The sequence below is a fragment of the Polynucleobacter sp. MWH-UH25E genome, assembly GCF_018687095.1.
Lineage (GTDB): Bacteria > Pseudomonadota > Gammaproteobacteria > Burkholderiales > Burkholderiaceae > Polynucleobacter.
Window position 1 is genome coordinate 1,223,372 of the sequence record NZ_CP061286.1, and the last position, 12,092, is coordinate 1,235,463.

The 12,092-nt window shown below is 45.6% G+C and carries 16 protein-coding genes and 1 pseudogene; 11 read left to right on the forward strand and 6 right to left on the reverse strand.

What is annotated here, in order from left to right; all coding sequences use genetic code 11:
• Window positions 1-10: 10 nt before the first annotated feature.
• Both ICV39_RS06475 and ICV39_RS06480 read right to left on the reverse strand, forming a co-directional pair.
• Window positions 11-358 carry a BrnA antitoxin family protein gene (locus ICV39_RS06475; RefSeq protein ID WP_215389324.1) on the reverse strand — a complete coding sequence of 116 codons (348 nt, stop codon included), beginning with the start codon at window positions 356-358 and terminating at the stop codon, window positions 11-13.
• A complete protein-coding gene (locus ICV39_RS06480) occupies window positions 339-611 on the reverse strand; it encodes a BrnT family toxin (RefSeq protein ID WP_215389325.1) in 273 nt (90 codons plus the stop codon). Before ICV39_RS06480 ends, ICV39_RS06475 begins: the two co-directional genes overlap by 20 nt.
• A 194-nt stretch (window positions 612-805) precedes the next feature.
• Between ICV39_RS06480 and ICV39_RS06485 the strand changes: the two genes are divergently transcribed.
• Both ICV39_RS06485 and ICV39_RS06490 read left to right on the forward strand, forming a co-directional pair.
• A complete protein-coding gene (locus tag ICV39_RS06485) occupies window positions 806-1,633 on the forward strand; it encodes a tetratricopeptide repeat protein (RefSeq protein WP_215389326.1) in 828 nt (275 codons plus the stop codon).
• Between the two features lie 20 nt (window positions 1,634-1,653).
• Entirely contained in the window at window positions 1,654-2,157 is a 504-nt protein-coding gene (locus ICV39_RS06490) for a DUF1993 family protein (RefSeq protein ID WP_215389327.1), read from the forward strand.
• Between the two features lie 221 nt (window positions 2,158-2,378).
• Here ICV39_RS06490 and ICV39_RS06495 read toward each other — a convergent pair whose 3' ends face one another.
• Window positions 2,379-3,350 carry a tripartite tricarboxylate transporter substrate binding protein gene (locus ICV39_RS06495; RefSeq protein ID WP_215389328.1) on the reverse strand — a complete coding sequence of 324 codons (972 nt, stop codon included), beginning with the start codon at window positions 3,348-3,350 and terminating at the stop codon, window positions 2,379-2,381.
• 197 nt (window positions 3,351-3,547) lie between these two features.
• Between ICV39_RS06495 and ICV39_RS06500 the strand changes: the two genes are divergently transcribed.
• From ICV39_RS06500 to ICV39_RS06515, 4 genes are all read left to right on the forward strand, one after another.
• Window positions 3,548-4,045 (forward strand): LexA family transcriptional regulator, encoded by a 498-nt coding sequence (locus ICV39_RS06500; RefSeq protein ID WP_215389329.1) that lies wholly within the window; start codon window positions 3,548-3,550, stop codon window positions 4,043-4,045.
• Window positions 4,042-5,370, forward strand: coding sequence for a Y-family DNA polymerase (locus tag ICV39_RS06505; RefSeq protein ID WP_215389330.1), 1,329 nt, complete (start codon window positions 4,042-4,044; stop codon window positions 5,368-5,370). Before ICV39_RS06500 ends, ICV39_RS06505 begins: the two co-directional genes overlap by 4 nt.
• Window positions 5,371-5,500: 130 nt before the next feature.
• Window positions 5,501-5,644, forward strand: a complete 144-nt coding sequence (locus ICV39_RS06510) for a hypothetical protein (RefSeq protein ID WP_215389331.1) — start codon at window positions 5,501-5,503, stop codon at window positions 5,642-5,644.
• A gap of 114 nt (window positions 5,645-5,758) precedes the next feature.
• A complete protein-coding gene (locus tag ICV39_RS06515; RefSeq protein WP_215389332.1) occupies window positions 5,759-6,094 on the forward strand; it encodes a YkgJ family cysteine cluster protein in 336 nt (111 codons plus the stop codon).
• Here ICV39_RS06515 and ICV39_RS06520 read toward each other — a convergent pair.
• Both ICV39_RS06520 and ICV39_RS06525 read right to left on the reverse strand, forming a co-directional pair.
• Window positions 6,091-7,050, reverse strand: coding sequence for a tripartite tricarboxylate transporter substrate binding protein (locus ICV39_RS06520; protein WP_215389333.1), 960 nt, complete (start codon window positions 7,048-7,050; stop codon window positions 6,091-6,093). The two genes, ICV39_RS06515 and ICV39_RS06520, sit on opposite strands and share 4 nt — an antisense overlap.
• A gap of 8 nt (window positions 7,051-7,058) precedes the next feature.
• The gene (locus tag ICV39_RS06525) at window positions 7,059-7,892 is read right to left on the reverse strand and encodes an amidohydrolase (RefSeq protein WP_215389334.1); all 834 of its coding nucleotides are present in this window, start codon (window positions 7,890-7,892) and stop codon (window positions 7,059-7,061) included.
• Between the two features lie 56 nt (window positions 7,893-7,948).
• Here ICV39_RS06525 and ICV39_RS06530 point away from each other — a divergent pair, with 56 nt between their 5' ends.
• The 5 genes and pseudogenes from ICV39_RS06530 to ICV39_RS10100 all read left to right on the forward strand — a co-directional run bounded on the left by ICV39_RS06530 (window position 7,949) and on the right by ICV39_RS10100 (window position 10,913).
• Entirely contained in the window at window positions 7,949-8,830 is an 882-nt protein-coding gene (locus ICV39_RS06530) for an oxaloacetate decarboxylase (protein WP_215389335.1), read from the forward strand.
• A gap of 67 nt (window positions 8,831-8,897) precedes the next feature.
• The gene (locus tag ICV39_RS06535; protein ID WP_215389336.1) at window positions 8,898-9,863 is read left to right on the forward strand and encodes a tripartite tricarboxylate transporter substrate binding protein; all 966 of its coding nucleotides are present in this window, start codon (window positions 8,898-8,900) and stop codon (window positions 9,861-9,863) included.
• Between the two features lie 60 nt (window positions 9,864-9,923).
• A complete protein-coding gene (locus tag ICV39_RS10090; protein WP_256437343.1) occupies window positions 9,924-10,046 on the forward strand; it encodes a hypothetical protein in 123 nt (40 codons plus the stop codon).
• 12 nt (window positions 10,047-10,058) lie between these two features.
• A pseudogene (locus ICV39_RS10095) lies at window positions 10,059-10,313 on the forward strand (rhodanese-like domain-containing protein); the annotation flags it as partial.
• Entirely contained in the window at window positions 10,293-10,913 is a 621-nt protein-coding gene (locus ICV39_RS10100; RefSeq protein ID WP_371816574.1) for a sulfurtransferase, read from the forward strand. The pseudogene ICV39_RS10095 and the gene ICV39_RS10100, both read left to right, overlap by 21 nt.
• 45 nt (window positions 10,914-10,958) lie before the next feature.
• Here ICV39_RS10100 and ICV39_RS06545 read toward each other — a convergent pair whose 3' ends face one another.
• Window positions 10,959-11,975 carry a tripartite tricarboxylate transporter substrate binding protein gene (locus ICV39_RS06545; protein WP_215389338.1) on the reverse strand — a complete coding sequence of 339 codons (1,017 nt, stop codon included), beginning with the start codon at window positions 11,973-11,975 and terminating at the stop codon, window positions 10,959-10,961.
• Between the last annotated feature and the right edge of the window lie 117 nt (window positions 11,976-12,092).

Genomic DNA, 12,092 nt, shown 5'->3' on the forward strand with positions numbered 1-12,092 from the left:
ACCCAGATGTCTAGGCAGTCGCCTTTAACTTGCTGGCCATTAAAACGCCTTTATTAATTCTTTTCTCAATGGTAGAGATGGTTTTAGATTCTCTCTTTACTTCACCTAATATTTGATTAATGAAGGTTTGCCAGCCTTCACCTTTAGATTTATAGAAATCTAAAGTGTCCTTATCAATCCTTAGGGTGATCTGTTCTTTGGTGCCGCTACCAAGAGGTCTACCTCGTCCCCGAATAGCTCTATGTTTAATTTCATCCCACTCTTTGTCGGTGAGCGGAGGTGAGTCTGGGTCAGATAAGGCGGCTTTCGTAATTGCAATATCTTCTTTAGCGCTAGGTCTAATAATTTTCTTCTTCATATTTATCGATCTCCCGAATGTTTGCTTTTCTCAGGCTAATAATTCTCATTGTTGCTTTTGACTCTACATAAACCACGCAATATAAGCGTTGACTCATTAGTGCTAAAGCGACAAACCTTTCTTCTCCATACTCTTTTCTGCGGTCAACCCACTTCAGTGCTGTATCCCAATCTAGTAACTGAGCGGCCGAGAGGGGTAGGCCATGCTTCTTCAAATTGGAATTATTTTTTGCCAAATCATAGGTAAATTTCATCCAAATTATTGTAGTTACATAAAATCATAACATCAATGAATTAATATAGCTACAAAAAATAAGGTTACTCCATTTGAGGAGCTCTATTCTTAGGCTTGAATTTCCCCAAAAAGCCCTCATATAGCTAAGGGATAGCAAAAATACCCAAACTAGCGATAATAAAAATCGCAATGAATTTCCTACAAGGAGTTTTAATGAAAATGCGTAATGTAATGAAGGTAACGAAGATGTTTGTGACAGTGTTCGCAAGCGCGCTCTTGCTAACGAGTTCTCTCGCTTTTGCCGAAGCAACATTGCCAGAGGTTTCTCAAGCCATTCAATCAGGTCAATTGGCTAAAGCCGATGCCATGATGAAAGAGGTATTACAAAACCATCCGAATAGCGCCAAGGCGCATTACATTGCATCTGAACTCTATTTGCGTGAAGGCAAAATTGATGCCGCGCGTCAAGCCTTTGTTAAAGCAGAAAATCTAGCGCCTGGATTGCCATTCGCTCAGCCTGAATCTGTTCAGCGCCTACAAGCAGAGTTGCGCGCTGGCGCAGTGCCTGCCCACACAAGCGCAAATGCAGGCGCAGGTTCTATCTTCACCAGCCCCATGTTCTGGATTCTGATTGCGATCTTGATCGCCGGAATTATGTTCTTCATGAGAAAGCGTCAACAACCTGTAGAGGTATACAACGCGCCGACAGCAAATGGCCCATATCCTGGCGCTCCCGGTGCTCCTGGTGCTTATCCTCCTGGTTATCCTGGTGCACCTAGCGTAGGTAGTGGCTTGATGGGTAGCTTGGCAACGGGCGCCGCTTTAGGTGCTGGCATGGTTGCGGGTGAAGCATTGGCTAGCCATTTAATGGGTGGCGGCCAACACGCTAATCCCGGAAATATCAACAATGGCTTTAATCAAGTCGGTGGAATCGCGCCAGACGCTCCGAACTTTGGAGTGAACGATGCGAGCTCGTGGGATGACGCTGGTGCCAGCTCTTGGGATGACAGTGGTGGTGGCGATTTCATGAGTGACGTTTAAATCGGAGGATAAATATTCATATGGCAATGTCAATGTATCAAGCATCGATTCCGCAGTTTGTGAAGATGCTGACAAATCTCTCCAACATCTTGAAAAAAGGTGAGGCCTTCGCCAAGGAAAAGAATATTGATGGCACAGTGTTGGTCAATGATCGCCTCGCGCCAGATATGTTCCCGCTATCAAAGCAAATCCAAATTGCCTGCGACCAAGTCAAGAACGGCATGGCGCGTCTTGCTGGCGTTGAGCCACCCAAATTCGATGATCACGAAAGTACTTTTGAGCAGTTGCAAGAGCGTATTGCTAAAACCATTGCTTTTGCTAAGACAATTACCCCTGCGCAGCTTGAGGGTAGCGAGACTAAAGAAATTAAGTTCTCAATTAAAGAATGGAACTTTGAGTTTGTAGGTGATCAATACCTGCTAACCTGGATCATTCCTAACTTCTACTTTCATATTGCGACTGCGTACAACATCCTGCGTCACAACGGTGTAGAGGTGGGTAAGTCTGACTACCTTGGGGGCTAGGCTATTACAATAGCCTCATGGAACTGCTTTCAGAAATCGTTGAGACCGTAAACCCTTGGCTTTTTAGAGTCAGCGTTTATCTGTCGAATGCATTTCTAGATGACCCCGCGATACTCGCTTTTGCTTTTTGCTAATCGTATCAGTGCAAATTAAAAAAACCACCGCGTCAGAAACCTTCAGCGGTGGTTTTTTATTGGTAGAAGAAAAAGTCTACTTACTGCTTACTTAATCATTCCCGCATTCTTCGCATCTTCCATAGATTGCGCGGTTTTCTCTTTCATAAATGCTGGCATCTTTGCTAGCGGAATATCTACCAATACAAAACCAGACTCTTCTAGTTTTTTCTTAGTCTCAGGATCAGCATTGAGTTTGGCAAAGTAATCTGACATCTTTTGTTGTAGCACTAGTGGGGTAGATTTCGGTACGGCTACACCACGATAAGCACCGTCTACCCAGTTCAGGCCTAACTCTTTAAAGGTGGGTACATCCGGCAGGGCGGGATTGCGTTTCTCGGTGGCGATAGCAAGGGTGCGTACTTTTCCTTTTTGCTGAATTGCTAATGGCAAATAACCCATCGCGCCATCAACGTGCATACCAATAAGCGCGGTAATTAAATCGCCTGTGCCTTTAAAGGGTACGTAATTAATTTTGACGCCTGCCAATTTATTCAGACGCTCTACAGCCATATGGTTAGCAGAGTATTGGGCCGAGCCAGCCAAGGACATCTTGCCAGGCTCTTTCTTAGCTGCCGCAATAAATTCTTGATAGGTTTTATACGGACTATCAGCAGAGACCATCAAGGCATCTGGGGTGAAGTGGTAGTAGTAGATCGCATTGATGTCGTCAGTCTTGTACTGAATACCTTCTTGTAGTGGCTGCAAGATGGTGTGCGGAATATTGACGCCTACTACGGTTGCGCCATCGGCGGGGTAGGTATTAAGCGCGCTCCAAACAAGAGCGCCACCAGCACCAGCGCGATTCATTACCACCATGGGTTGCCCAAACTTTTTCGCAGAGATATCAGCTTGATAGCGGGCAACTAGATCCGATTCACCAGCAGGCGGAAAGGGAATGATGTACTGGATGGTTCTATCGGGGAAGGGTGCTGCGGATTGCGCAAACGCTGCTGTACACAGGCCTAAGAAAAAACAAAACCCAGCAACGATATAAGTTGCCTTCTGATACACCTTCATTTGTCTCCCCCACCGGTATCGGTTGTTTTGGAATGAAAATTCATCAAAAACTCAAGACCCATTATGGGTTAAATCCCTCCTGAGGAGATTGGGGTTTATGACTAGAAAAACCGCCTCAAAGACTCGAAAACAACAAAAACAGCCTCATTTTTCAGGTTTTTATATATACTGTATAAACATACAGTATATTAATCACTATGAAAACGCAGTTAAGCCCCCTAAAAACGACCTTAAGTCAGGCACCGCAAGCCTTGGCAGGTCATTTTGCTACTTATGAACTCAAGCTCTTAAGTCACCGTATTTCAGCTGGGTTCCCTAGTCCGGCGGCGGATTATGCTGAGGATGGCTTGGATTTAAACCAGTACCTCGTAGAGAACAAGCCCGCCACTTTCATGTTCACCGTGAAGGGTGACTCGATGTTGGGTGCAGGAATTTGTGACGGCGATAAGGTCGTAGTGGATAAAGCGTTAAAGCCAAAACACAAAGATATCGTGGTTGCAGTCGTTGATGGTGAGTACACCATTAAACGCCTATATCAATCACGTGGCCGCGTTGAGTTGCAACCTGAGAACCCGAGCTATGAGCCCATCACATTTGGTGAGGGTAATGAGTTGCAGATTTGGGGTGTAGTAGTTGGCGTGGTGCGCAAGTACAGCACTGCGAGCACTCGTTACAACAAGAGTATCAAGCTATGAGTGCGCCACAAAAATTACCTACCACTCATTTAACCCCAGCATTGTTTGCTTTGGTGGATGTGAACAATTTTTATGTTTCTTGTGAGCGTGTTTTTCAGCCCAAGCTTGAAACCGTTCCTATGGTCGTGCTATCAAATAATGATGGATGCGCCGTAGCGCGTAGCGCGGAAGTCAAGGCCCTAGGGGTTAAGATGGGTATGCCCTGGTTTCAGATGAAAGATCTGGCCAAGAAGCACGGCATTACTGCCTACTCATCAAACTACACGCTATATGGCGATATGAGCAATCGCGTAGTGCAGGTACTCAAAACATTTACACCCAAGATTGAGATCTACAGCATTGATGAAAGCTTCTTGCAAATTGAGAGTGTTTTAAAACACTACCGCGACACCATTGAGTTTGGTCAATCGATTCGACAAACCGTGAAAGAGACAACCGGCTTGCCAGTCTGCGTTGGCATTGGCGCTAGCAAGACTTTGGCGAAGTTGGCCAATCATTTAGCAAAGAAGCATCCTACATTCTCTGGCGTATGTGATGTACAGGCAATGCCCAAAGAAGAACTCTATCAATGGATGAGCGAGACTGAGGTTGGTGAGGTGTGGGGTATTGGTCGGCAGTTAAATAAAAAACTTAAAGCGCAGGGTATTCATAGTGTGTTTGACCTACTGTGTGCTTCACCACAGGCTATGCGCCAGCAATATGGTGTGGTCATGGAGCGCCTTTGCCATGAGTTGCGAGGCACTTCCTGCCTACAGTTAGAAGAAGTGGCGCCAGATAAACAGCAAATCATCGCTTCTCGCAGCTTTGGCAAGCTAGTGACCAGCCAGACTGAGCTAGCCCAATCAGTAGCGACTCATGTCGCGAGAGCCGCAGAGAAGTTGAGAGGGCAAGATGGGGTGACTGGTGCATTAACGGTGTTTATTCAGACAAACCCATTTAAGCAATATGAGCCACAGCACCATCAAAGCATCACCGTTCCTTTGGCTAATCCAACAGACAACACGCTGACATTAACTAACGCAGCACTAGCAGGCCTGAGGCAAATTTATCAACCGAAGTTTCGTTATAAGAAGGCGGGAATCATTCTGAACTGCATTAGCGATAAACCTAGCGTACAGCAATCACTCTTTGAAGATCTCGAGAGCAAAGGTAAGTCAGCGCACCTTATGAAGGTGATGGATGAAATTAATACCCGCTTTGGAAATGCAGCGCTTCGGTCAGCAGTCTCGGGTACGCAAGATAGTAAACAAGCTTGGCAAATGAGATCAAACAATCGATCACCTAACTACACCACCAAGTGGGATGAGTTGCCCATCGCACGCTAGGAGAACCCATTAAATATAAGAATAAAAGACAGAAAAAACCACAATTTTTCACTAGCTCATTTTGTGAGCTTTTGACTCAGTAGTCTTGTAATAACGCAACAACTAAGCAATCACAGCAGAGGAGAAATACATGAATACATTAAGCAACTTGATGAACAACTTCAACGGCATCTCATTGGCGGCCATCATGATTTTGTCGTACTGCGCAGTGCTCAAAAATACCAAGCGTCATGAAAGCGAAACAAAGCACGTGTTCAATCGTCAGTACCAATAACAGAGAAAAAATAAAAGCAATTGCAATAGCGAAAGTCAGCAGAGGGGGAATAAGGAAATCACGGATTCCTTATTCCCTTGTTTTTATGGGCAGCAAAAGAATTAAAATGTCGACATGACATCGAATCCCTGCTTTGACTGTGGCCAGTGCTGCCAACATTTTCGTGTGAGTTTTTATCACGGGGAAATCGAAGGTAATGGCGTGGGTGTGGTTCCCGCAGAGTTGACTACCAAGCTCACAGATCATCTCGCCTGTATGAAAGGCACGGAGAAGGGTGGCGCCCCTTGTATCGCATTACGCCACACCAAAGAAGAATGGCGTTGCTCTATTTATGAGAACCGTCCAACCCCTTGCCGAGAATTTAATATTCTCAATGAGGATGGAACGCCCAACCCAGATTGCGAGCGACTGCAGCTAGTCGCCAAACAAAAGCGACTAGCATCTCGTTAGCGTAAATTCAGCGTCTTCGCGATTTGGCTGAAGGCTGCGTATTCCTGATCGAGTTTGTTTTGCAGTTCTTTGCCTGTGAGGACGGCAGGAGATTCACCAACTTCATCTAAATATCGGACGGTATCGGGCTCTTTCATAGCTTGGGTGTAGGCCTGTGCAATTTGTTTAACGCGCTCAGGCTTAGTACCTTTAGGTGCGAGCACTACGCGCCACAATAAGGTTTCTTCTTTAGGAAGGCCAATATCTTTCAAGGAGCTGGCATTCGGAAACTGCGCATTTCTGTTTGCAGAAGAGACTAGCAAGCACTTGGCTTTACCAATATTGGCGTGTTGCAAAACTGGTGGAATAGAACCCACATAGATATCTATCTGATTCGATAAAAAACCAATAATGGTTTCACCGGCACCTTTGTAGGGAACATCAACAGCTTGGATATTTTGTGGTCTAAAGATGCGCTCGGTAGCGAGCTGCGCAGGGCCACCTAAGCCATCAGTGCCGTAGGTGTATTTCTTGGGATTCTTGCGCAGCTCTTCCATAAATGATTTGCCATCATTTGCCGGAAAATCAGGGTGTACGCAAAAGACATAAGGCGCAGTAGAGAGCTGAATCACTGGAATGTAGTCATTCGGGGTGTAAGGAACCTTGCTCGTTTGTGGAACTACGGTAACGGGAGAGGGCCAAACACCAGCTAGGGTGTAACCATCGGGTGGAGAGTTCACCATTTGCGCAACACCAATCGTGCCGCCAGCACCAGGAACGTTCTGCACACTAATCGGGCCACCAATAAATCGCTGTGCATCTTTAGAGGCCACTCGGAAGAGTGCATCAGTACCGCCACCAGGCGCAGTAGGAACAATCAATTTAGTGACGGTCTGAGCAGAAGCCGATTGCAATAAGAAAATTGCCGTACAAGCAAAGACAGTTTTTAAAAGAGATTGTTTAGAAAGATTGCGCATATCAAGCCTTATTCAAAATGAAACAGGGATTTAGGGTTATTGATCAAAATGTCATTCCACACTTTGGTATTTGGAATGGCTGATTGAATCCAAGAAATGCAGTCAGCATAAGTAAAGCGGTTTTCATAACTGAGCCATGGCCAATCACTAGCCCATACTAGTTGTTTGGGGTTGACTGCCACAAGAGCATCAACATAGCCTTGAATAGAAACGCCATCTAAAAAGCCAAGGCGATAGGGTGCTGAGAGTTTGACCCACACCTTGCCATCAGCGAGACCATGCAGGGTGTTCTGAAAACTCTTGCTCTGCTTGCCTTGAGCTCCAAGTTTAGGATCGGGGTTGCCAAAGTGATCTAACACTAAAGTGGCGCCACTAGCCAAAATTTTAGGAACCACCAATTCTTGTAATTGGTCTTCTAGGAACAATTCAATATGAAGATCCAAGTCTTTAGCTATACCCAGGAGTTTTTTATAGTCAGCACTATCAATATCCGGAATGGCTTTTTTCTTAATCCAATTCAAGCGAATGCCAACAACACCTTGCTCACGCATCTGTATTAGTTCTTGCTCTAGGCGGGGCGAGCTAGGGTCAACAATCACAGTGCCACGAAGGCGATCAGGATAACGACGAAGAGCATCAAGCAAAAGCGAATTATTGGCACCACAAAAACTGGGTGCAGTTAATACCCCATGTGAGATGCCGTGTGAGCCTAAAACAGCGAGATATTCTTCTGCACCAACATCGCGCGCAGGTCGAGAATGGATCTCCGGAGCCAAGGGTAGATCCACGGCCATGATGTGGGCATGGCAATCTACGCCAGTAATAGCGGATTTTTCTGACATTTGTCTCTGAATTGTCTCTTAATAGGTATTTATAATTCTGTAAAAAGGAGACTACCATGCCACAACAAGATGGCTCAACCCATTTGGGCACCAAGCTGCGCCGCCTCATCAATGAGAGAAGAGGATTGCTAGTTCCTGGAGCAGGCAATGCATTAGCAGCAAGAGTGATCGAAGATGCTGGATTTGAGGCAGTCTATTTAAGTGGTGCAGGTCTCACCAATCAGTTTTACGGCATTCCGGATTTAGGTTTTATTAGCTTGAATGATGTTGCGTCGCACACTGCTGCCATTCGGGATGTGATTCAACTACCCCTGATTGTGGATATCGATGTTGGGTTTGGTAATGCGGTAAATGTGCATCACACAATTAAAGTGCTAGAGAGATCTGGTGCTAATGCAGTACAAATAGAAGATCAAGCTATGCCGAAGCGTTGTGGTCACTTCGCTGGCAAAAGCATTATTAGCAAAGAAGAGATGTGCGGCAAGATCAAAGCCGCAGCAGACGCTAGAGTGCATGATGACTTTTTAATCATTGCTAGAACAGATGCTAGATCCATTAACGGATTACAAGATGCTTTAGATAGAGCTCAAGCCTACGCGCAAGCGGGTGCGGATATGACCTTCATTGAAGCGCCAGAAAGCGTAGAAGAAATGAAGATCATTGCTGCGCAAACCAATTGCCCGCAGCTCATCAATATGGTGATTGGGGGCAAAACTCCATCGCTTCCGCAGCAAGAGCTTGCTCAAATGGGTTTTGGAATTGTGTTGTATGCCAATGCTGCCTTACAAGGCGCAGTACATGGCATGAATCAAGCCCTAAATCATTTAAAGCAAACGGGCGAACTCAAAGAAGATCCTAACTTAGTAGCCACTTTTGCTCAGCGTCAAAGTGTTGTTAAAAAAGAAGACTTTGACGCCCTAGAAAAGAAGTTCTCATAAATAAATCAGATTTAACCAAGCCTAACCTCACTCATTTCAACCTAACCTAGCCAACACCAAAACCATCATGAAACTATCCAAAATTCTTATAGCGTTTGTTTCTACACTTATCGCTACATCTGCGCTTGCTGCAGATCTATGGCCTAATCGCCCAATTAAATTTGTAGTGGGCTTTGGTCCTGGTGGCGCAAATGACTTAGTGGCACGTGCTGTTGCGGAAGCCGTAGGTAAGCAACTGGGACAACCGGTAATCGTAGAGAACAAGCCGGGCGGAGGTTCTGTGTTGGGTGGCGACTACGTTGCCAAGAGTGCCTCGGATGGTTACACCTTCTACGCTGGTGCAGCAGGTGGCGTAGTGACCATTCCGATGCTTCGTAACAGCATGCCATATAAGCAAGAAGACTTGGTGCCAGTAGGCATGATGGCGGTGAGCCCATCGATCATTGTGGTGAATAGTGAGTCACCGATTCAGAACTTTAAAGAGCTGTTAGCAAAAGCTAAAAACAAACCAGGCGTCACATTTGCAACAGCGGGCTCTGGTAGCACCCCACACTTCGTGGCAGAGATGCTCAAGATTTATGCTGGTGGTGGTAATTATGAAATCATTCCTTACAAGAGTGGATCAGAAGGTGTGTTTGCAGTGGTCTCTAAACAAGTAGATGCCACATCAGAGGCCAGCGTTGTGGTCTTACCACAAATCGAAGGCGGCAAACTCAGACCAATCGCCTCTACTTGGAACAAACGTATTACTCGTTTACCAAATGTGCCAACTACGAAAGAGTTGGGTTACCCCAATATCTTCATTGGCCACTGGTCAGGTATTTTTGCCCCTAAAGGCACCTCACCTGAAATTATCGCCAAGATGAACCAAGCGATTAATGCGGCTTTAGATACCAATGCGCTCAAGTCTCGATTGATTCCGCAGGGTATTGAGCCAGCTCCAGGGTCACAAGCAGACTTCATTAAGTTCTTGAACGAAGAGCGTAAGCGTCTACAGCCGATCGTGAAGAGCGCCAATATGAAGGATGAGTGAAGGATGAGTAAAGGCTCATTCATCATCTATATAGATCTTATTTGTTAAAAGGAAGACCCAGTGAGAAAACTCTTATTAATCGTCTTGGCATCTATTGCCAGTGGCGTGTTTGCTCAGGACACAGCAGTGATTGTTCAAACAGATCAAGTACAGCAAGCACTTGCTCGTGGCGCAATCATTTGAGATGTTCGTGATGAAAAGAGTTATCTCGATGGCCATATCCCGGGAGCAATTAACATTGGCGATGCTGGTGCTGTATTGCGTGACCCCAATAAGGAAGACTACATTCCAATAGAGCAGATTGAGAAGGTCTTCAATGCTGCTGGACTGGATGTAAATCAGGAAGTAGTGGTCTATGGCTCAAGAGGAAATCCCTATAGCTACTTTGGCTTGTACACCATTAAATACTTTGGTGGAAAAAACGCCCAGATCTATCACGATGGTATTGATGGCTGGAAGCAAGCAGGCCTACCCATTCAGAAAGAGCGCATAAGTCTCAAGCCTGTATCAGTAGCCTTGGTGCCACAAAAACAGCTGGTGGTGAGCAATGAAGAGATGCTCAAATTGGCGCAGTCCAAATCGGTGCAAATCATTGATGCAAGAACACCTGATGAATATTCTGGTAAGGACATCCGCGCCATTCGTGGCGGGCATATTCCAAATGCAATCAATGTGCCATTTGAAGATAACTGGCAGGACCCAGCTGCAGGAGTGAAGTTGAGCAAAAAGCAGGTAAACGACAACTCAGGAATGGCACTAAAAAACACAACTGATCTGAAAAAACTCTACGAGAATCTAGATCCTGATAAAGAGACAGTGGTGTATTGCCAAAGTGGAGTCCGTGCCTCTGAGACGGCAACGGTTCTCAAGAGTCTAGGATTTAAAAAGGTAAAGGTCTACGATTCATCCTGGCTGGGTTGGGGTAACAACCTCAAAGCACCTGTCACTGATGAGACATTCTTAAATGTAGGCGCACTCAATGCCAAGATGGCTGCCATGCAAAACAAGATCAATCAGTTAGAAGAAGCGCTGAAAGCTAAAAATAACTAAAAGTAACTAAGCAGAATAGTTGTCTTGATAACTATTCTGCTTGAATTACTCTGGCTTAATTCCAGACTTCTTAATGAGACTTGTCCAGAGTTCAATTTCAGATTTCAAGAAATTGTTGTATGCATTCGCACCCAATGGTGGAATCACAAAACCGACTGACTCAATCCGTTGCCTGACTTCAGGAGTTTGCAGCGCCTGAATCATGGCAGCTTCTAATTTATCGAGCACTGGTTTAGGTGTTCCTTTGGGTGCACTAATACCGGCCCACGAGAGTGCCTGAAATCCTGGGTAGCCACTTTCAGCAACAGTGGGGACATTTGGATACAAAGGATTGCGTTGTAAGCTACTTACCGCAATTGGGCGCAGTTTGCCGGCGGCAACGTAAGGCAATGCAGCGTCTTGATTGATAAACTCCATCGGAATTTCATTGCCCAAAATGGCATTCATTAATGGGCCACCACCGCGATAGGGAATGCCAACGATTGGCAATGGATTGCAGTTCAGTTTCTTTTTAGGATCTGCGCAGGTGGCAGTTGCTTGGCGTAGTAACTCCATCGCCATATGACCTGATGACGCATAGGTGTAGCCATAGTCGAGCTTGCCAGGATTGGCTCTTGCAAAGTCAACAATATCTTTCAGTGTTTTAAAAGGGCGGTCTGGGTGAGCTACTAAGACATTTGGGCCAAGATCAATGAGAGAGATGTGCGCAAAATCTTTCATTGAGTCATATTTGAGATTGGGGTCAAGGCCGTGAGCTACCGCATTTTGACCAACACCGGTCATTACTAAGGTGTAGCCATCAGGCTGCGCACCAGCAGCTCGTTCAGCGCCAATGACGCCACCACCACCAGCGACGTTCTCAATCACAAAGGCTTGTTTGAGGATCTTAGTTAGTTGTTCAGCAGAAATGCGTGCCATCAGATCAGTGGTGCCACCGGGAGGGAAGGGAACAATAATTTTGACGGGCTTATTGGGGTATTCCGATTGGGCGATGGCTGTAAGCGAGCCAAGGCAAGCTAAAGAGCAAATGCACAGCGTTTTAATCCATAAAGAAAGCTTCATCTAGTCTCCATTCCCGTGTTATTGGGTTTTTTATTTAGGTCTTGATGCTCTATTTTTAGTAGGGTAATTAAATGGTTGGCAGAAAACAAGTGCAGGAATACCCTTTCTGCAATTTCC

What these genes read in the sequence shown, in the direction of transcription:
- ICV39_RS06485 (WP_215389326.1), top strand. Translation starts at nt 806, where the DNA reads ATGAAAATGCGTAATGTAATGAAGGTAACGAAGATGTTTGTGACAGTG.
- ICV39_RS06510 (WP_215389331.1), top strand. Translation starts at nt 5,501, where the DNA reads ATGAATACATTAAGCAACTTGATGAACAACTTCAACGGCATCTCATTG.
- ICV39_RS06535 (WP_215389336.1), top strand. Translation starts at nt 8,898, where the DNA reads ATGAAACTATCCAAAATTCTTATAGCGTTTGTTTCTACACTTATCGCT.
- ICV39_RS06500 (WP_215389329.1), top strand. Translation starts at nt 3,548, where the DNA reads ATGAAAACGCAGTTAAGCCCCCTAAAAACGACCTTAAGTCAGGCACCG.
- ICV39_RS06525 (WP_215389334.1), bottom strand. Translation starts at nt 7,892, where the DNA reads ATGTCAGAAAAATCCGCTATTACTGGCGTAGATTGCCATGCCCACATC.
- ICV39_RS06505 (WP_215389330.1), top strand. Translation starts at nt 4,042, where the DNA reads ATGAGTGCGCCACAAAAATTACCTACCACTCATTTAACCCCAGCATTG.
- ICV39_RS06475 (WP_215389324.1), bottom strand. Translation starts at nt 358, where the DNA reads ATGAAGAAGAAAATTATTAGACCTAGCGCTAAAGAAGATATTGCAATT.
- ICV39_RS06515 (WP_215389332.1), top strand. Translation starts at nt 5,759, where the DNA reads ATGACATCGAATCCCTGCTTTGACTGTGGCCAGTGCTGCCAACATTTT.
- ICV39_RS06490 (WP_215389327.1), top strand. Translation starts at nt 1,654, where the DNA reads ATGGCAATGTCAATGTATCAAGCATCGATTCCGCAGTTTGTGAAGATG.
- ICV39_RS06530 (WP_215389335.1), top strand. Translation starts at nt 7,949, where the DNA reads ATGCCACAACAAGATGGCTCAACCCATTTGGGCACCAAGCTGCGCCGC.
- ICV39_RS06480 (WP_215389325.1), bottom strand. Translation starts at nt 611, where the DNA reads ATGAAATTTACCTATGATTTGGCAAAAAATAATTCCAATTTGAAGAAG.
- ICV39_RS06545 (WP_215389338.1), bottom strand. Translation starts at nt 11,975, where the DNA reads ATGAAGCTTTCTTTATGGATTAAAACGCTGTGCATTTGCTCTTTAGCT.
- ICV39_RS06520 (WP_215389333.1), bottom strand. Translation starts at nt 7,050, where the DNA reads ATGCGCAATCTTTCTAAACAATCTCTTTTAAAAACTGTCTTTGCTTGT.
- ICV39_RS06495 (WP_215389328.1), bottom strand. Translation starts at nt 3,350, where the DNA reads ATGAAGGTGTATCAGAAGGCAACTTATATCGTTGCTGGGTTTTGTTTT.